An 18,039-nucleotide genomic window follows, 5' to 3' on the forward strand; every position below is an offset into this window, starting at 1 on the left:
ATCAAGAGCGTGTCCGACAGCCTTTGCAGCCAGCGCTGTGTATCGCTGGCTGCACTGTCCGAGTAGCTCATTAGCGTTTGCGGCGTAGTCGCGGACGGCAGCAGCATTCACGGTGAAGGCGCGCTCTTTGCCAATGGCCGTGCAGTTGGGCATCTCGCAGCTGACCAAGGCTGCCACGCCTAGACTGGGGTATTCTTTTAAGGAAGCGCATGACAAACAAAGTTGTACTCATCACTGGTGGCAGCCGCGGCATAGGTGCTGCTACGGCTTTACAAGCAGCAACCAAGGGATGGGATGTCGTCATTAGCTACAACAATGAGCATGCAGCAGCACATGCTGTTGTCTCAAGTATTGAGAGTCTCGGGCGGCGCGCTGCCGCTGTCCAAGCAGATGTAGGTAGTGAAGAGCAAATACAGTGCTTGTTCACCTTGGTGGATGAGCAGTTTGGCCGGCTCGATGCCTTGGTCATTAACGCAGGGGTGGTCGACAAAGCCCAGACAGTGGCTGAGTTCAGCTTGCAGCGCTTGGAGCGCATGTTCCGCATCAACACGATCGGAGCGTTCCTCTGCGCACGTGAAGCTGTTGTGCGAATGAGTACATCACGCGGTGGTCAGGGCGGCTCTATCGTGAATGTCTCCAGTATTGCAGCAAGGCTGGGCGCTCCACGCCAGTATGTGGACTACGCTGCATCCAAAGGTGCCATGGATGTGATGACGCTGGGTCTGGCCAAAGAAGTTGCAGCAGAAGGTATCCGCGTAAATGCTGTACGCCCTGGACTGATTGACACGGATATTCATGCCAGCGGTGGACAGCCAGACAGGCTTATCCGTCTTGCGCCAAGCGTTCCCATGAAGCGTGGCGGCACACCTGAAGAAGTCGCAAACGCCATTGTTTGGCTGATGTCTGATGAATCTCCTTACACCACAGGCAGTTTGATTGAAATCTCGGGTGGAAACCTCTAGAAACCCGAGGCATTCAGTGCTGCAGTGCAAAAAATGCACTCAGGCTTGGTGAGAGCGATTAGAAAAATATCTTGATGCGATACACAACCAGGCGGTACGTAAAGGGAGTACTGTGAAGCGCTGATAGGTTTGTTGAATTTATTTTTTAAAGCGAGGTTTTTTATGTCTTGGCTCCAAAAAAGCTTTAAATATCTTTCTTGCTGTATGGGCCGTCGCTCACCCACAGCAACCGCCATAGAACCACCGTCGTCGCAGCCAGGCAAGGCTACAACGGGCAAGGAGAAAAGCCATGGCCCGCAACAGCAACCCTACAAGCACGAGCCACTAAACGCATTGCAGCAAAACTATTAAGCGCAAGTGCAAATCGCCATGTCCGTTTTCAGCGGTTTTCTTGCTGCTTTTTTTGACGAGGTGTTAGAAGGCCGTTGCTTACCCATTCGCACATCACCGATGGATACCACTGAGATCAAGAAAGAGTGGTCGGTGAGAAAGGTGAATCCATCCGGGCTGAGGATGGTTAATCTGGGATGGTCACGTCTCCAATCTATTTTGCGCTGGGAAAGAGACTAGATCTGTTCAGCCAGACTGCCCGAATCCTGCGGGAACGCTTTGGGCCATCACTTCATGCTGCGCTCGCTGGTATTGCCTTGGCTATGGATATCTAGAGCAAACATCATTGCCCCCTTAGTAAGTCCAGCATCTCGCGCCACCTGGCTCAGCGCAGGCGATGCCGATGCCGATGCCGATGCCGATGCCAGCTTGTTCTGGATCGGCTGACGCATGGCGGCAACGGCAAAGTCAGCCGTTCGAGGGCCAGCGGGTTGACCAACATAGAGAGAGGCCACCGGCAGCACCAGGTTGCCCCACTGGGTGTGGTCATGGCATAGCAGCAACAGCACACGGATGCTGTTTACGATGCGGCCATGGCACGACGCAGTCCGTAGCCTGCCTCCTCATGCGCGCGTGAAATTAAGCAAGCAATCGCAACCACTTAGTGTGGATTAGGTTAAAAGCCATTCAACTGGCACACTAGGGAGAGATTTAAATTGTTGATGACTATGGAGAGGAAGCCTGTGCCACCACCAAAAATCGATGCTCAAGCAAATAGCAACGTCTCTGCGAAAAAACCGTGGAAACAACCCGTGAAGGTTAAACCTGAAACCGTGATGCCCGCAGGCCTCAAGATTCAAGTGCACGAACGGCAAGCTTTGCCTGAAAGCTACCGAGTCTGTAACGGAACCAGTTTCGAGCCTTACCAACCCAAAGACTGGGGCCGCTAATACAAAACCCGCGCAATGCGGGTTTTGCTTTTGAGGCGTCTGAACTGTCAGCTCAGCAGAACGTCTTATATCTGCGGCCTGCCCCCGCCCGCTCTGGCAACCACATTGAATATGTGTCTCTGGGGCATGAGATGCAACTGGCCTTGAGCGGTCTTTAATGCAATGCGACTGCTTATGGAGGGCGCAGCCTTTTCTAGACAGCTTTCAGTTTCACGGAATGGTTTTGCCCAAAGGGCAATACAGCACCGTTAGCAGTACCGTACTGGTGAGCCTGCGCGCACCACGACAGAAAAAGGCGGCAACATAAAACGGCTGCAGACATTTGCACCCCAAACTGCAGATGACGTTGCTGATGAACGCGGCAAGATGAAGGCACCCGAGCAGTTGGGACATCCGTACAGACCGCCCAACGCCCACTACCTGCGTCGTGGAGCCAAAATCCAAGCGACGAAGTAGGACACCACAACCCCTTCTGGACCTGCAATCGGGGGCATAATAACGGCTGGTTATGAACTCGCAGCAATTGATTGTTGCGCAGCGCTCCGCAAATAGAGCGCTTATTGCCGCAGTCATTGCGGGTAAAACATAATCAAATCAACGTGGTGGCGTTAGCTCAGTTGGATAGAGCAACAGCCTTCTAAGCTGTGGGTCACTGGTTCGATTCCAGTACGCCGCGCCACAAAAGAAGTTTCAAGCCCTGCACAACGTGGTTGTGCAGGGCTTTTTGCTTGTCTGGCACCTTTTCAATGCAAACCTCTTTCACGCATCTGCCAAAGACACTGCGCCAGCGGTGCGCGGCCCGCCCTGCGCCCGCTACATCACTAAAGGCGCAGCGACAGCAAGCACGTTCCACGGCGCATTCACACACCTGTCAGCTCGATAGGCGCTAAACACCGTCAGGCATGCAATCACATCTGCCAGGAGTTGTCCCAAAGACTGTCACTAGAGCGTCTTGACCTCTGCCCTCTTTGCATACGGTTTTGTCAGGTCGAGCTGTTTAGCTCATATGCTTGGCTGTACGCAATTGCAATAACCTACCAGCGAAGACACCGTGACAACACTTCCATCCTTGATGCTCGCAGCCGTACACAATGGCTTTGGTGCCCCTGACGTTCTGCACCCCCAAGACATTCCTCTTCCGGCGATGCGCCCCAATGATTTGCTGGTGCGCGTGCATGCCGCCGGCCTCAATCGGGCAGAGCTGAACTGGCGCCAAGGCAAGTACGGCCCCAACCCGGGTTTTGGAGACAGTGACCAGGTCATTGGACTGGAGATGGCTGGAGAAGTCGTCGCCATGGGGCCGCAGGTCAGCGGCTTTCGCTTGGGCGAACGCGTCATGGGCATTGTGGGCGGGGGCGCATATGCACAGTACGCCCGCATCGATGCAGGCATGGCCATGCGTGTGCCAGAAGGCATCAGCGATGTAGAGGCCGCCAGCATTCCCGAAGCCATGGTGACTGCACACCATGTTCTGCAGCATCTGGGGAACCTGCAAGCCGGTGAGCGGGTTTTGATTCACGGTGCAGGCGGCGGTGTGGGCACAACCCTGATACAAATGGCACGTATAGCTGGTGCAAGCACCATTGTCACCACGAGCAGCGCTGGCAAGCATGAGCGCCTGCGTGCCTTGGGGGCTGACATCACCGTGGACTACGCCACACAGGACTTTGCCGAAGTCATTGCCAGTGAAGTAACCGGCGGGCGTGTCGATGTGGTGATTTGCAATATGGGCGCGCCATATCTGGAGCGCAATGTACGCAGCCTGGATATGGCTGGTCGCCTGATTCAGCTTGGGCTGCAAGGTGGCGCCAGCGGTACGCTGCCGATGGATGTGATGATGACGCGCAGGCTGCGCATAGAGGGCACGGTCATGAAGTCGCTCAGCACCGCGCAAAAAGTGGCCATGACCCAGCGTTTTGCCCAACGCTGGCTCCCTGTCATCGCACGCCGTCAATTGCTGCCATTGATTGAACAGCAATACCCTTTGACGCAGGCCGCGCAAGCTCATGCGCATCTGGAAAATCAGCAACCTTTTGGAAAGATTGTGCTGACCTGCTCCAACTAGATCAGAATAAAAAAATAGCGGCTAGCGCTTTGTATTCAAGGGTTTCAGATACATAACTATCTCAAACCCTTTAAATACCGGCGCTAGCCGCTATTTTTATTGAATCACTCGTGAGCTTTATTTGCTGGCGGTCAGCATGCCGTTGCCGCTCGACAATGACTCGACCCAATGGCGTACACGCTCTGCATCGCCCTGGCGGCTGTACTTGCCCACTGAATCCAAAAACACCATGATGATTTTGCGGCCAGACACCTCTGCCTGCATCACCAGGCAGCGGCCTGCTTCTGAGATGTAGCCGGTTTTTTGCAGGCCAATGTCCCAGCGGTCACTCTTGACCAGGCTGTTGGTGTTGTTGAATTGCAGCATGCGGTTACCCACAGCCACTTCATAGCTGGGCGATGTGGAGTATTGGCGCATCAGGGGGTTGGCGTGTGTCACGTTCACCAATGTAGCCAGATCATGCGCGCTGGACTGGTTGCGGCTCGACAGACCTGTAGGCTCTACATACTGGGTTTCAGTCATGCCCAGCAACTTGGCCTTGTTGTTCATCAACTGCACAAAATGCACCAGCCCGCCGGGGTACGTACGACCCAGCGCATGGGCAGCACGATTTTCACTGGACATCAGCGCCAAGTGCAGCATTTCGCCGCGGCTCAGCTGTGTGCCAACGCGCAAACGTGAGCTGCTGTGCTTTTCAGTGTCCACATCGTCTTGCGTGATGGTGATCATTTCATCCATCGGCAGCTTGGCTTCGGCAATCAGCAAACCCGTCATCAGCTTGGTGATGGAGGCAATGGGCAAGACCGCATGGTCGTTCTTACTCAGCAGCACCTCCTTGGTGTCCTGATCCAGCACCAGCGCAACGCTGGATTTCAGATCCAAAGGATCAGAGACCTGGTGCAAGCCTGCCATTTGCCCAAACGAAGGCCGTGCTACCGCTACGGCCGCCGCGCCCGCCGCTGCAGCGGCTACCGCGCGGGTGGCCGTCGCTTTACGCGCAACTTTGGTATTGGATTTAACTGCCCGCGTGGCTACCACCTTGCGGTTAGATGTAGCGGACTTGGTGTTCTTTTGTGCCACGACCTTTTTGGTACTGGTGGCTTTGGCTGCCTGCTTTTTCTTGACGGAAGCAGAGGCGGCAGTGGTTTGTTTCTTGGTCGGGGCCTTTTTCGATGCGTAAGCGGCTGGGGCAGCCAATGCACAACTCAAAGTCAAAAAGGCCAGCGCTTTGGCGATTCGACCATACGCAAACGGGGATCGGTGGTGCATGCAAGTGCTCCGAGCAACAAACAACAAGGGAGTGCCGTTACCACCAAAGAAAGTCATGCCATTTACCGAAATACACAACTTTTTAGCGGAAATTAAGCGAATTATAGGACGACACCTACCGTTTGTAGCATGCAGCTAGCACTCAATTTCATTTATTTGAGAGCAAGCAATACAGACGGCATCGAACTTAGCCAAAGCACTACCGTCTGTCGCCTTGCCGGATTTCACAATCCGGCAGGTCAGTAGCTGGGCGGCACTTGTAAAAACATACAAAGCGCCACCCTGCTTCCACCTTAAACGGCCACTGTTTGCACGGCTGGCGCACGGCGCAAGCCTGACAAAATCGCCCGAATCGATGCCGAAACAATGTTGGCATCCATACCCACACCAAACACGGTGTGGCTATCGTCTACGCGCACTTCAACGTAGGCCACCGCCTGGGCATTAGCCCCCTCGCCTACTGCATGCTCCGAATAATTCATCACACGCACCTGGCGGCCCAGCGATTGCGACAACGCCTGTACAAAGGCATCTATCGGGCCGGTGCCCTGCGCTTCAAGCACGCGCTCTTGGCCGTCCCAGTGGAGCTTGGCGTTCAAGGTCACCACACCATCTTCTTCTGCCAAACGATACTGCGGAGCCTGGGCCACATCCATGCCAAATTCTTTGCGGAAGATCTTCCACAAGTCTGCAGCAGTGAATTCGGTGCCCAAAGAGTCCATTTCCTGTTGCACGATTTGCGAGAACTCGATTTGCAAGCGACGTGGCAACTGCAAGCCGTACTCTGCCTCAAGCAGATAAGAAATACCGCCCTTGCCTGACTGGCTGTTCACGCGAATCACGGCCTCGTAGCTGCGTCCCAAATCCTTGGGATCAATTGGCAAGTAAGGCATGTCCCAGATGTCGCTTTCCTTGCGTGCCGAAAACGCCTTCTTGATCGCATCCTGGTGCGAGCCCGAGAACGAGGTGTAAACCAGCTCGCCCACATAGGGGTGACGAGGGTGCACCGGCAACTGATTGCAGTACTCCACCGTGGCACGAATGCCGTCGATATCTGAAAAATCCAGCCCAGGATTGATACCCTGGATGTACATGTTCAAGGCCACATTCACCACGTCAAGGTTGCCGGTGCGCTCACCATTGCCAAACAGGCAGCCTTCCAGGCGGTCAGCTCCGGCCAGCAATGCCATTTCAGCTGTGGCCGTGCCTGTACCGCGGTCGTTGTGGGGGTGTACAGACAAAACGATCGAGTCACGGCGCAGCAAGTTGCGGTGTGTCCACTCCACCATGTCGGCAAAGATATTGGGGCTGGAGTGCTCCACGGTTGTCGGCAAATTGATGATGCATTTCTTTTGCGGCGTGGGTTGCCACACTTCGGTCACTGCATCGACCACGCGCTTGGAAAACTCAACTTCCGTATCCGAATACATTTCGGGCGAATATTCAAACGTCCAGTCCGTGCTGGGGTGTTCTGCCGCGATGTCCTTGAACAGCTGGGCATTGGTGCGGGCCAGCTCGACAATTTCGTCTTCGCTCATATTGAGCACCACGCGGCGCATCACAGGCGCGGTGGCGTTGTACAGGTGGACGATGGCACGGGGCACACCCTCCAGCGCTTCAAACGTGCGGCGGATCAGGTGCTCACGGGCCTGGGTCAGCACTTGCACGGTCACATCATCGGGAATGCGCTTTTCCTCGATGAGCTTGCGCATGAAGTCAAATTCAATCTGAGAAGCAGAAGGAAAGCCGACTTCAATTTCCTTGAAACCGATCTTGACCAGTTGCTCGAACATGCGAATCTTGCGCTCGATGTCCATGGGTTCAATCAACGCCTGATTGCCATCACGCAAGTCCACACTGCACCACACTGGTGGCTTGGTGACAACTGCGTCTGGCCACGTGCGATCGGTCAAACGAACAGGAACAAAGGGTTGGTATTTGCTAGCGGGGTTGTGCAACATCGACATAGGGACTCTCTTTCGTGATTCAAGAAAAATTGACCTGATCCCCCAGCAACTCAACAAAAAAAGGCCCGTCGCTGGAAGCTACGGGCCTTGGAAGTAGGGTGTTTTGTACGCGCGCGCTACTTGATCTGCCCGATGGACATGGTTAGTAGTAGAGCTAGCGACAGGTTTTGCATGCGGATTACTCTAGCACAGTTTTTCAAAAACAATGCTTGCGTTTTTACTTAGTGGTGCAAACCACGTTCTTCAGGCTCGTCTTTGGACGTGCTGATCACACTGGTTTGCTGGCCCTTGGCCTTGCGCATCAAATACACCACATAGCCGCTGAATCCATACAGTGCGAACACCGCAAACAGCACAGTGGGAGTGTGGATATTGACGATGGCAATACCCAGCACGATGAGCACGATGGCTGCAAACGGCACGCTGCGCTTCATGTTGAAGTCTTTGAAGCTGTAGAAAGGCACGTTGGTGACCATCGTCAAGCCCGAGTACAGCGTCAAGATGAACATCACCCACATCATCTGCACCCAGGTGATCAGGCCATCTTCGCCGCGCACGACGCCGTAATCATTGAACACCCAGATAAAGCCGACCACCAAAGCAGCGGCAGCTGGCGAAGGCAGCCCCTGGAACCAGCGCTTATCCACCACCCCTGTGTTCACGTTAAAGCGCGCCAAGCGCAGTGCGGCACAAGAGCAGTACACGAACGCAGCAATCCAGCCCCAGCGCCCCAGACCTTTGAGCGCCCATTCATATGCAATCAACGCTGGAGCGACGCCAAATGACACCATATCGCACAGCGAATCCATTTGCTCGCCAAATGCACTCTGGGTGTTGGTCATCCGGGCAACACGGCCATCGAGGCTGTCGAGCACCATGGCACAGAAAACACCGATGGCGGCGAGGTCAAAGCGGCCATTCATGGCCATGACGATGGCGTAAAAGCCGCCAAACAAGGCTGCCAGTGTGAATAGATTGGGCAATATGTAAATGCCCTTGCGACGCTTGCGAACCACTACGCCGTTATCGCCCGTATGGGCGTCATTGCTGTCATGCATGTAATGCACCTCCAGAGCGCCGCCTCTGAAAAGCCGAGGCAGCTATTAAAACCATAGTATTTTACGCAGACTGCTTTTGCATCCAGCTTGCTACCAGTGTATCGCTGTCGCCATGCCACCTGACAAATAAAAAGGCCACTGCGCTGGCAGTGGCCTTGGGCTGCAGGCCGCGCGGTGCGGCCTGCATGGTTGGCGCATTAGTTGCGAGTCTGGTCAACCAGCTTGTTCTTGGAGATCCAAGGCATCATGGCGCGCAGCTGGCCACCAACTTGCTCGATGGCGTGCTCGGCGTTTTGACGGCGACGAGCTGTCATGGATGGGTAGTTCAGACGGCCTTCGCTGATGAACATCTTGGCGTATTCACCGCTCTGGATGCGCTTCAGGGCATTGCGCATGGCCTTGCGCGATTCTTCGTTGATGACTTCAGGGCCAGTCACGTACTCGCCATACTCCGCGTTGTTGGAGATGGAGTAGTTCATGTTGGCGATGCCGCCTTCGTACATCAGATCCACAATCAGCTTGAGCTCGTGCAGGCATTCAAAGTAAGCCATTTCAGGAGCGTAGCCAGCTTCGGTCAGGGTCTCAAAGCCCATCTTCACCAGCTCCACTGCACCACCGCACAGCACGGCTTGTTCGCCGAACAGGTCAGTTTCGGTTTCTTCCTTGAAGTTGGTCTCAATGATGCCGCCCTTGCCGCCGCCATTGGCCATGGCGTAAGACAGTGCCACGTCACGCGCCTTGCCAGACTTGTCTTGGTAGATGGCGATCAAGGAAGGAACGCCGCCGCCCTTGAGGTACTCGGAACGCACGGTGTGGCCAGGGCCCTTGGGGGCCACCATGATCACGTCCACGTCGGCGCGTGGCACCACCTGGTTGTAATGCACGTTAAAGCCGTGAGCGAACGCCAAGGTAGCGCCCGACTTCATGTTGGGGGCCACATTGTTGTTGTAGACGTCAGGAATGTTCTCGTCAGGCAGCAACATCATGACCACGTCAGCAGCCTTCACGGCTTCGTTGACTTCCATGACGGTCAGGCCAGCCTTACCCACTTTGTCCCATGAAGCGCCGCCCTTGCGCAGACCCACGATGACCTTCACGCCGCTCTCGTTGAGGTTCTGAGCGTGTGCGTGGCCTTGGCTGCCGTAACCAATGATGGCAACGGTCTTGCCCTTGATCAGGCTCAGGTCACAGTCTTTGTCGTAGAAAACTTTCATGTTTGGCTCCAGTTATTTCCAGTGTGTTTATGGGGGTGAAAACGTTATTTAAAAAATCAGTGTACGCGGCAAACAGGCATCAAACGCGCAAGATACGCTCGCCACGACCAATGCCTGAGGCACCGGTGCGCACGGTTTCCAAAATCGCGGTGCGATCCAAACCTTGCAGGAACGCGTCGTTCTTGGACTGGTCCCCTGTCAGCTCAATCGTGTAGCTTTTTTCGGTCACGTCGATGATGCGGCCACGGAAGATATCCGCCATGCGCTTCATCTCCTCGCGCTCCTTGCCCACCGCACGCACCTTGACCATCATGAGCTCGCGCTCGGTGTAGGCCCCTTCGGTCAGGTCCACCACTTTCACGACTTCGATCAGGCGATTGAGGTGCTTGGTGATTTGCTCAATGATGTCATCCGAACCGGTGGTCAGGATGGTCATGCGCGACAGCGACGGGTCTTCCGTCGGTGCCACGGTGAGCGATTCAATGTTGTAGCCGCGTGCCGAGAAAAGGCCAACCACGCGCGATAAAGCACCAGGCTCGTTTTCGAGCAGCACGGCAATGATGTGTTTCATGTCCAGATCCCTCTTTTCGCTGCCCTCCCCTGTCACCGGTAAGTGACAAGCTTGGCAAACAATAGATTCGTCAAAATGAGAGCGCTTAGCGCAGAACCAGCCTGCGTTTGCGCATGAAAAGACTTTGAAAACGGCCACCAGCTTGCGCTGGCAGCTTCTGTTTTTTACAAGTCGTCAGGTCCAAGCAGCATTTCCGTGATGCCCTTGCCGGCCTGCACCATGGGGAATACGTTCTCGGTGGGATCGGTGCGAAAGTCAATGAAAACACACTTGTTTTCTTCGCGGGCAATGCGACGCGCTTCAATCAAAGCAGCCTGCACCTGCGAAGGATCTTCCACCAAGATACCGGCATGGCCAAAGGCCTCGGCCAGCTTTACGAAGTCAGGCAGTGAATCCATGTAGCTGCTGGAGTAGCGGCCCGAGTATTCAATCTGCTGCCACTGGCGCACCATTCCGAGGAAACGGTTGTTCAGCGCACAGATGATCACAGGGGTGTTGTACTGGCGGCAAGTGGCCAGCTCCTGGATGTTCATCTGGATCGAGCCTTCGCCCGTGATACAGAACACTTCTGCCTGCGGCTTGGCCAGCTTGATGCCCATGGCGTATGGCAGGCCCACGCCCATGGTGCCCAGACCGCCAGAGTTGATCCAGCGACGTGGTTCATCAAAACGGTAGTACTGCGCAGCCCACATCTGGTGCTGGCCCACGTCTGACGTGACATACACGTCTTGGCCCTTGGTCATCTGGAACAGGGCATCCACCACCGCCTGGGGTTTGATCACGTCCTTGCTGGCACGGTCAAACTGCAGGCAATCTCGGCTGCGCCACGCTTCAATCTGTGTCCACCACTGTGCCAGCGCACCTTCGTCAGGCTGGGAGGTGGTTTCGCGGATCATGGCGATCAGCTCGGTGAGCACTTCTTTGACGTCGCCCACGATGGGCACATCCACCTTCACGCGCTTGGAGATGGAAGAGGGATCAATGTCGATGTGAATGATCTTGCGCTCTGCCGACATGAAGTGCTTGGGGTTACCAATCACGCGGTCGTCAAAACGTGCGCCCACGGCCAGCAGCACATCGCAGTTTTGCATGGCATTGTTGGCCTCAATCGTGCCGTGCATGCCCAGCATGCCCAGGTATTTGCTGTCGCTGGCAGGGTAAGCGCCCAGGCCCATCAAGGTGTGCGTGATGGGGTAGCCCAGCATGTCCACCAAAGCGCGCAGCTCAGGGCTTGCGTTGCTCAGCAACACGCCGCCACCGGTATAGATATAAGGGCGCTTGGCACTCAGCAGCAACTGCAATGCCTTGCGAATTTGGCCCGAGTGCCCCTTCTTTACGGGGTTGTACGAGCGCATCTCCACCGTCTGTGGATAGCTGCTGAACGCCGCTTTCTTGAAGGACACATCTTTGGGAATATCCACCACCACGGGGCCAGGGCGACCTGTGCGCGCAACGTGGAAAGCTTTTTTCATGGTGATCGCCAGATCACGCACATCCTTGACCAAGAAGTTGTGCTTGACGATGGGACGCGTAATGCCCACGGTGTCGCACTCTTGGAAGGCATCGGTGCCAATCGAGGCGGTCGAGGTCTGACCGCTGATCACCACCAATGGAATGGAATCTGTATACGCCGTGGCAATACCCGTGACAGCGTTTGTCAGGCCGGGGCCAGAGGTCACCAGCGCCACGCCCACTTCACCCGTTGCACGGGCAAAACCATCGGCGGCATGCACTGCGGCTTGCTCATGGCGCACCAGGACATGCTCAATGGTGTCTTGTTTGTACAGTGCGTCATAGATATAGAGCACGGCACCACCAGGGTAGCCCCACAGGTGTTTCACACCTTCGGCTTGCAGTGACTTGATGAGGATTTCGGCACCCATCAGCTCCTGGGTGCCTGCTTGCGAAGAGGCAGCCGCCGCATTAGCGTGCTCTGCTTTAGAAATTTCCATGATCAACCTTTGTGAATTTCTCTAACGAAAAACCTTGGGTGCCCCTCGTCCGTATCCTTGTGGGATCGTCTTAGGACTTGAGGCCAGTGGACATGAGCGATATGGTGTACGCCGGACCCTGACCCGTTTGCCTTGTTCAATTGCAAGCGTCAATTATGGCACTGCAACATATGCTTTGGTCAACGCTTTTTGGGCAGTTTGCCAACGCAATGCAATAATGAGCGTCTTTGCCGTGCGCTGCTACTCGTTACACATGTAAGCAGCTTCGCGAGATTTCGACTTACCGGGCACCCCTGTCTTGGCCACTGAACAAGAGCTATCCGACTTCCTCAAAGGCGTAGAAAAACGAGCTTTCAAGCGCTCGGTTTATCACGTCCGCGACGAAGAAGCGGCCTTGGATATCGTGCAAGACAGCATGATGAAACTGGCACAGCATTACGGCGACAAGCCAGCTGCAGAGCTGCCCATGCTGTTCCACCGGATCTTGTCCAACTGCACACTGGACTGGTTTAGACGGCAAAAAACTCGAAATGCGCTGTTTACCAATATGAGCGACCTCGCACATGGAGATGACGGCGATGACGATGGGTTTGATTGGATGCAGACTTATGCAGCCAACGAAGAAGGCGAAGCAGCACAAAGTGCAGAGGTACTCACCCAGCGCGCCCAACTGCTAAAAAGCATTGAAAATGAAATTCAATCTTTGCCCGCGCGTCAACGGGAGGCTTTCTTGCTGCGTTACTGGGAAGACATGGATGTTGCAGAAACCGCTGCGGCCATGGGTTGTTCCGAAGGCAGTGTCAAAACGCACTGCTTTAGAGCGGTTCAATCGTTGAGCAAAGCGCTCAAAGCAAAAGGAATCGAGTTATGACCACACCTTCGCACCACGATGAACTTGCGACAGAGCAATTTGCGCGCAAGCTGACAGCGCACCTGTCCATGGCAGAAGCGGGTTTACCCTATGTGGTCACGGAACGCCTGCGTGCCTCTCGCATTCAGGCCCTGTCCATGCGCAAGCGCACCAGCGCTCCTTTGCGTGCCCCCAGCACCGAGTCTGCGGTTTCGCTCCTGGGCATTCAAAGTGATGGAACGGTGTCACTGGGTGCTTCTGGCAACAACCACGACAACACCCCGATCTGGGTACGCCGCCTGCTGACAGCCATCCCCTTGATCGCGCTGGCCGCAGCCCTTGCATTTATTGGCGCCGACCAAGACAGTCGCACTATCATTGACGTTGCTGAAGTTGATGCAGCGCTGCTGACCAGTGAACTGCCGCCTGCTGCCTATACCGACCCAGGTTTCCAGCAGTATTTGCAGACCACCGTTTCCGACACCCCTTAAACTTGCCAACTGCATGTTTCACTTTTTTGTGACTCCATGCAGTTTTACACTTGGCAATACATGCCCCTGACTGCTGACACCCCAACAACCCCTCGCACTTCCATCTTCGCCATTGCCGTGGCGTGCGTGTTGTTGTTCGGTTTTGCCGCAGTGGGGGTCTGGAGCATGGGCCAGGTGGCCATGGTGCCAAGCGCGGTCCCTCCGAGCTTGTCGGTCGAGGGAGAAAACGCTCGCAACTCCTTGACTGCGGATGCCCATTCACACCTTCGCCTCACGGCCTCGGGCCCTGCCTGGCGAGAGATTACAGAAGCACAGCGCCAAGTTCTGATGCCTTTGCGCGATCGCTGGGACACCATCGGCGCCCTTGCCAAGCGGCGCTGGCTGGTTTTGGCTGACCGTTACCCCAGCATGGACGAGTCAGAGCGCAACAAACTTGTCAGCCGCATGAATACCTGGGCCAACCTGAGCGTGCAGCAACGCAATCAGGCCCGAATCAATTTTGAGAGCACCAAGCGCCTGTCTGCACAAGAGCTCCAGTCAAAATGGGATGAATACCAGGCGCTCAGCGAAGCTGAAAGAAAACGACTGGCAGAGCAAGCGCGCAAAGCAAAGGCAGCCAAGAAATCCAAGCGCAGACTGGCTCTACCCCCGCCACCCAAGCCTGTCAGCCCTCCTGCCGAGCATTCCGCCGTTGCCGCCCCTGCTACGGCAACCACACACCCCGTGGCAACACCGTCAGTGGTAGAAACCATTCCGGTCTTGACACCGCAGGCGGCGCCTTCAGTGCATATCAGCCCGCTTGAGCGCAAACCCTCTGTAACGAGCCAGCCCATCTCGGCCCCTCAGGCTGCGCCCAACCTGGTTCTGCCCCCAATGCCTGCGCACACCACAGAGCCCGGTGCCGCACTGGCGCCGCACACCCCTGAGTCACATCACCCTGCCAGCCAGCAGGAGCTCTCCAAACCACCACTCATCGCACCCACGCCGGCCCAATAAAAGTGCGCCTTTTGCGATGAGGCTCCCGTTTTCTGAACCAGCCTGCATGTCTTTACCCGCCCCCGCCGCATCTGTCTCACTGCCTGCACCCAGCCTGCGCCGTCGAATGGCCTGCTGGCTCTACGAGGGTCTGCTGCTATTTGGGATCGTCTTCGTCGGCGGGCTGGTGCTTGGCAGTGCAGGTGTGCTCTTTAGCCACCCACTTTCTCCAAGCACGCTGCAAGCGATCTTGTTTTTAGTCCTTGGCTGCTACTTCTCCTGGTTCTGGAGCAAGGGGCAAACGCTGGCCATGAAAACATGGCACATCCAGGTGGTCGACAAATATGGCCGCCCTTTGACACGCATTCGAGCGCTTGCACGCTATGCGCTGACATGGTTATGGCTACTTCCCCCGCTGGCTGCTGTGAAGCCGTTTCACCTGCCGATGACCGAAGTGGCGGTGCTCACACTGGGATGGGTGGCCGTATGGGCGCTATTGAGCCGTTTTCACCCACAGCGCCAGTTTCTGCACGATCTATTGGCTGGCACACGCCTGATCGACGCCCGCACCTCGATACCGCCGGCCAAGAAGACTTCACAAGCCTGAACCCTGCTACCTCATTTAAAGACAAAGCCATGACACAGCGCCCTGCATTTTCCATTTGCGTCTATTGCGGCTCTCGCCCTGGAGAGCTCCCGGCCTATGCCGAAGCTGCGCACGCAGTAGGCACCTGGATTGGCCGGCATGGTGGTCAATTGGTCTATGGTGGCGGGCGTACCGGTCTGATGGGGGTGGTGGCTGACGCAACCAAGGCCGCTGGTGGCCGCGTGGTTGGTGTCATCCCTCAGGCATTGGTGGATAAAGAACTGGCCAATCAAGCTTGTGATGAGTTGCACATCGTGGCCAACATGCATGAGCGCAAAGCCATGATGGCAGAGCGCAGCAACGCGTTTTTGGCTTTGCCGGGCGGCATTGGCACTTTTGAAGAACTTTTTGAAGTGTGGACCTGGCGCCAGCTGGGCTATCACGACAAGCCCATTGGCATACTGAATGTGAATGGCTACTACGCCAGCATGCTCGATTTCCTGAAATCCACGGTCCAAAACGGGTTCATGGGCGCTTGGCAGATGGATTTGATTCGCACCAGTGAGAACGCTGAAGATCTGCTGAAATTTCTGGTGGAGTCTGCGGGCACGGCCCCAGAAAGCAAAAATCTGCGCGAAGTCATATAAACACTGCCGCTTCAGCTACAAAAAAAAGCGATCTTTAAAGATCGCTTTTTTGTGCTCAACAGCCGGCTTAAATGGCTGCGTCATCCAGATCACCCGTGCGAATACGCACTACCTTTTCAACGGGGGTCACAAAGATCTTCCCATCACCGATCTTGCCGGTGCGTGCTGCGGTCACGATGGCATCCACACATCGGTCAGCATCTTCAGTGGCTACAGCCACTTCAATTTTCACCTTGGGCAAGAAATCCACCACGTACTCTGCACCACGGTAAAGCTCGGTATGGCCTTTTTGACGGCCAAAGCCCTTGACTTCCGTCACTGTCAAACCAGTCACGCCACACTCGGCCAAGGCTTCACGTACCTCCTCGAGCTTGAACGGTTTGATGATGGCAGTAATCATTTTCATGGTGAACGCTCCAGTGGAATTTAAAACTTGATCGATTGCGTGATGGCTTGCTCTCAACCCCGAAAACCGTTGGTGATCGGGTTGCGCCAGTCTTTGCCAAAGCTGCGATGAGACAGACGAGGCCCCACGGGGGCCTGCCTGCGCTTGTATTCATTGATTCGAATGAGCCGAACCACGCGCTCGACGTTGGCACGATCATGACCAGCAGCCACAATCGCCTCAACAGACTCGTCATTTTCCATGTATCTGCCAATGATGTCGTCCAGCAAGGAATAAGGCGGCAAGCTGTCCTCATCCTTTTGGTCAGGCCTTAACTCAGCACTTGGCGGGCGCGTGATGATCCGCTCAGGAATCGGGTTCAACCCGGTCCCGAACGGGTCATTGGCATTGCGCCAAAGAGCCAGTTCAAATACACGTGTTTTGAATAGATCCTTGATCACAGCAAAACCGCCAGCCATGTCACCGTACAAGGTGCAATAGCCCGTCGCCAGCTCGCTCTTGTTGCCCGTGGTTAACACAATGGAGCCGAACTTGTTGGACAGCGCCATGAGCAAAGTGCCACGAATGCGTGCTTGCAAGTTCTCTTCTGTGGTGTCTTCAGCCAAGCCGTGGAACTGGTCTGCCAAGGCTGCCTTGAATGCCTCAAACTGCGGTGCGATATCAATCACATCATGGCGTACACCCACGCGATCTGCCATTTCTTGCGCATCTTTCCAGCTGATGTCAGCGGTATAGGGCGAAGGCATCATGACGGTACGCACCCGGTCTTTGCCCAGCGCATCCACCGCAATGGCGAGCACCAAAGCAGAGTCAATCCCCCCCGACAAACCCAGCAATGCACCGGGAAAACCATTTTTTCTGACGTAATCGCGCACTGAGAGCACCAAGGCACTCCACAGATAAGCGTTGCCGCTTTGCACCAAAGCGACATCACCAGACAATTGAATCCGGTCAGCGTGCTGTTGCAGCGCAATCGTCACCAAAGCTGTTTCAAACGATGGAGCGCGTGCAGCAACTGAGCCATCCGCATTGAGCGCAAAGCTGCTGCCATCAAACACCAGTTCATCTTGGCCGCCCACCATGTGGGCGTACACCACAGGCAGACCTGTTTCAGCCACTCTCTGTGCGAGAACAGCCTGCCGCTCTGCCTGCTTGCCCAAGTGATAGGGCGATGCATTCACGACGACCAGCATTTGCGCACCGGCCATCTTTGCGGCCTGCGCTGGCTCTTGCACCCATGCATCTTCACAAATCAAAACACCTATCTTGATGCCTGCCACCTCAATCAGACAAGGCTGGTGCTGCGGTGTGAAATAACGCAGCTCATCAAATACGCCGTAATTGGGAAGCGCTTGCTTGACGTAGCTGGCCTGAATGCGGCCATTGCCGATCCAGCTTGCGGTGTTTTGGCGGTGCAAAGTGCCTGCGGTCGCTTGCGTGTGCCCCACCAGCAGCGTCATGCCCGGCCATGCTTTACTGGCGCTCACAATAGATTGCAGCGCTTCATCGCTGGCTTGCTGAAACGCCGGGCGCAACAGCAAATCTTCTGCAGCGTAGCCACACAGCGCCAGCTCAGGCGTGATCAGCAGCTTTGCGCCTTGCGCATGAGCGTCTCGTGCAGCTTCAATGATTTTTTGCGCGTTACCGCTCAGATCGCCCACCAAGAAGTTGAGCTGTGCAATACAAATGGATGTGATCATGAAAAGAAGGGCCCACAAGGCCTAAGCGCGATCAGCAGTTGCTCAA

At 55.5% G+C, this 18,039-nt stretch carries 17 protein-coding genes and 1 tRNA gene; 9 read left to right on the forward strand and 9 right to left on the reverse strand.

Translation table 11 applies throughout. The features are described 5' to 3' along the window. The first annotated feature begins 209 nt into the window (after window positions 1-209). Window positions 210-962 (forward strand): SDR family oxidoreductase, encoded by a 753-nt coding sequence (locus IB213_RS16300; protein WP_192407864.1) that lies wholly within the window; start codon window positions 210-212, stop codon window positions 960-962. Window positions 963-1,579: 617 nt separating this feature from the next. On the opposite strand, the gene IB213_RS16305 is transcribed toward IB213_RS16300, so the two are convergent. Continuing rightward, a complete protein-coding gene (locus IB213_RS16305) occupies window positions 1,580-1,861 on the reverse strand; it encodes a hypothetical protein (protein ID WP_192407867.1) in 282 nt (93 codons plus the stop codon). Window positions 1,862-2,104: 243 nt separating this feature from the next. On the opposite strand from IB213_RS16305, the gene IB213_RS16310 reads away from it, so the two are divergent. From IB213_RS16310 to IB213_RS16320, 3 genes are all read left to right on the forward strand, one after another. Next, entirely contained in the window at window positions 2,105-2,242 is a 138-nt protein-coding gene (locus IB213_RS16310; RefSeq protein WP_191724790.1) for a hypothetical protein, read from the forward strand. A 602-nt stretch (window positions 2,243-2,844) separates the two neighbouring features. After that, window positions 2,845-2,921 (forward strand) — tRNA-Arg (locus tag IB213_RS16315). Window positions 2,922-3,293: 372 nt separating this feature from the next. Next, window positions 3,294-4,307: an NAD(P)H-quinone oxidoreductase gene (locus IB213_RS16320; RefSeq protein WP_370551225.1), complete on the forward strand. Its 1,014-nt coding sequence runs from the start codon at window positions 3,294-3,296 to the stop codon at window positions 4,305-4,307. Window positions 4,308-4,424: 117 nt separating this feature from the next. Here the strand turns inward: IB213_RS16320 and pbpG are convergent, their stop codons facing one another. The 6 genes from pbpG to IB213_RS16350 all read right to left on the reverse strand — a co-directional run bounded on the left by pbpG (window position 4,425) and on the right by IB213_RS16350 (window position 12,338). Further along, a complete protein-coding gene (gene pbpG, locus IB213_RS16325; protein ID WP_191724789.1) occupies window positions 4,425-5,576 on the reverse strand; it encodes a D-alanyl-D-alanine endopeptidase in 1,152 nt (383 codons plus the stop codon). Window positions 5,577-5,869: 293 nt separating this feature from the next. Beyond that, window positions 5,870-7,537, reverse strand: a complete 1,668-nt coding sequence (leuA, locus tag IB213_RS16330) for a 2-isopropylmalate synthase (RefSeq protein WP_192407922.1) — start codon at window positions 7,535-7,537, stop codon at window positions 5,870-5,872. A gap of 227 nt (window positions 7,538-7,764) precedes the next feature. Beyond that, complete coding sequence (gene pssA / locus IB213_RS16335) at window positions 7,765-8,601, reverse strand: CDP-diacylglycerol--serine O-phosphatidyltransferase (protein ID WP_191724788.1); 837 nt, start codon at window positions 8,599-8,601, stop codon at window positions 7,765-7,767. A gap of 197 nt (window positions 8,602-8,798) precedes the next feature. Continuing rightward, window positions 8,799-9,815: a ketol-acid reductoisomerase gene (ilvC, locus tag IB213_RS16340; RefSeq protein ID WP_191724787.1), complete on the reverse strand. Its 1,017-nt coding sequence runs from the start codon at window positions 9,813-9,815 to the stop codon at window positions 8,799-8,801. A 79-nt stretch (window positions 9,816-9,894) separates the two neighbouring features. After that, on the reverse strand, window positions 9,895-10,386 hold the full coding sequence (ilvN, locus tag IB213_RS16345; RefSeq protein ID WP_191724786.1) for an acetolactate synthase small subunit: 492 nt from the start codon (window positions 10,384-10,386) through the stop codon (window positions 9,895-9,897). Window positions 10,387-10,550: 164 nt separating this feature from the next. Next, window positions 10,551-12,338 (reverse strand): acetolactate synthase 3 catalytic subunit, encoded by a 1,788-nt coding sequence (locus tag IB213_RS16350; RefSeq protein ID WP_191724785.1) that lies wholly within the window; start codon window positions 12,336-12,338, stop codon window positions 10,551-10,553. A 298-nt stretch (window positions 12,339-12,636) separates the two neighbouring features. Here IB213_RS16350 and IB213_RS16355 point away from each other — a divergent pair, with 298 nt between their 5' ends. From IB213_RS16355 to IB213_RS16375, 5 genes are read left to right on the forward strand one after another with little or no spacing between them, the layout of a single operon-like run. Further along, window positions 12,637-13,209: an RNA polymerase sigma factor gene (locus IB213_RS16355; protein WP_191724784.1), complete on the forward strand. Its 573-nt coding sequence runs from the start codon at window positions 12,637-12,639 to the stop codon at window positions 13,207-13,209. Next, window positions 13,206-13,679, forward strand: coding sequence for a DUF3619 family protein (locus IB213_RS16360; RefSeq protein WP_192407869.1), 474 nt, complete (start codon window positions 13,206-13,208; stop codon window positions 13,677-13,679). The genes IB213_RS16355 and IB213_RS16360 overlap by 4 nt, the downstream gene beginning before the upstream one ends. Before the next feature lie 36 nt (window positions 13,680-13,715). Beyond that, window positions 13,716-14,675 carry a DUF3106 domain-containing protein gene (locus tag IB213_RS16365; RefSeq protein WP_192407871.1) on the forward strand — a complete coding sequence of 320 codons (960 nt, stop codon included), beginning with the start codon at window positions 13,716-13,718 and terminating at the stop codon, window positions 14,673-14,675. Window positions 14,676-14,721: 46 nt separating this feature from the next. Next, window positions 14,722-15,261, forward strand: coding sequence for an RDD family protein (locus IB213_RS16370; protein ID WP_225561163.1), 540 nt, complete (start codon window positions 14,722-14,724; stop codon window positions 15,259-15,261). 29 nt (window positions 15,262-15,290) lie between these two features. Continuing rightward, window positions 15,291-15,887 (forward strand): TIGR00730 family Rossman fold protein, encoded by a 597-nt coding sequence (locus IB213_RS16375; protein ID WP_191724780.1) that lies wholly within the window; start codon window positions 15,291-15,293, stop codon window positions 15,885-15,887. 67 nt (window positions 15,888-15,954) lie between these two features. On the opposite strand, the gene IB213_RS16380 is transcribed toward IB213_RS16375, so the two are convergent. Both IB213_RS16380 and IB213_RS16385 read right to left on the reverse strand, forming a co-directional pair. Further along, window positions 15,955-16,293, reverse strand: a complete 339-nt coding sequence (locus IB213_RS16380) for a P-II family nitrogen regulator (protein ID WP_191724779.1) — start codon at window positions 16,291-16,293, stop codon at window positions 15,955-15,957. 53 nt (window positions 16,294-16,346) lie between these two features. Beyond that, the gene (locus IB213_RS16385; RefSeq protein ID WP_192407875.1) at window positions 16,347-17,993 is read right to left on the reverse strand and encodes an NAD+ synthase; all 1,647 of its coding nucleotides are present in this window, start codon (window positions 17,991-17,993) and stop codon (window positions 16,347-16,349) included. Between the last annotated feature and the right edge of the window lie 46 nt (window positions 17,994-18,039).

The sequence above is a fragment of the Comamonas sp. CMM02 genome (assembly GCF_014851485.1).
In the GTDB taxonomy this organism is placed as follows: domain Bacteria; phylum Pseudomonadota; class Gammaproteobacteria; order Burkholderiales; family Burkholderiaceae_C; genus Comamonas; species Comamonas avium.

What these genes read in the sequence shown, in the direction of transcription:
- IB213_RS16300 (WP_192407864.1), top strand. Translation starts at nt 210, where the DNA reads ATGACAAACAAAGTTGTACTCATCACTGGTGGCAGCCGCGGCATAGGT.
- pbpG (WP_191724789.1), bottom strand. Translation starts at nt 5,576, where the DNA reads ATGCACCACCGATCCCCGTTTGCGTATGGTCGAATCGCCAAAGCGCTG.
- leuA (WP_192407922.1), bottom strand. Translation starts at nt 7,537, where the DNA reads ATGTTGCACAACCCCGCTAGCAAATACCAACCCTTTGTTCCTGTTCGT.
- pssA (WP_191724788.1), bottom strand. Translation starts at nt 8,601, where the DNA reads ATGCATGACAGCAATGACGCCCATACGGGCGATAACGGCGTAGTGGTT.
- ilvC (WP_191724787.1), bottom strand. Translation starts at nt 9,815, where the DNA reads ATGAAAGTTTTCTACGACAAAGACTGTGACCTGAGCCTGATCAAGGGC.
- ilvN (WP_191724786.1), bottom strand. Translation starts at nt 10,386, where the DNA reads ATGAAACACATCATTGCCGTGCTGCTCGAAAACGAGCCTGGTGCTTTA.
- IB213_RS16350 (WP_191724785.1), bottom strand. Translation starts at nt 12,338, where the DNA reads ATGGAAATTTCTAAAGCAGAGCACGCTAATGCGGCGGCTGCCTCTTCG.
- IB213_RS16360 (WP_192407869.1), top strand. Translation starts at nt 13,206, where the DNA reads ATGACCACACCTTCGCACCACGATGAACTTGCGACAGAGCAATTTGCG.
- IB213_RS16365 (WP_192407871.1), top strand. Translation starts at nt 13,716, where the DNA reads ATGCAGTTTTACACTTGGCAATACATGCCCCTGACTGCTGACACCCCA.
- IB213_RS16370 (WP_225561163.1), top strand. Translation starts at nt 14,722, where the DNA reads ATGTCTTTACCCGCCCCCGCCGCATCTGTCTCACTGCCTGCACCCAGC.
- IB213_RS16375 (WP_191724780.1), top strand. Translation starts at nt 15,291, where the DNA reads ATGACACAGCGCCCTGCATTTTCCATTTGCGTCTATTGCGGCTCTCGC.
- IB213_RS16380 (WP_191724779.1), bottom strand. Translation starts at nt 16,293, where the DNA reads ATGAAAATGATTACTGCCATCATCAAACCGTTCAAGCTCGAGGAGGTA.
- IB213_RS16385 (WP_192407875.1), bottom strand. Translation starts at nt 17,993, where the DNA reads ATGATCACATCCATTTGTATTGCACAGCTCAACTTCTTGGTGGGCGAT.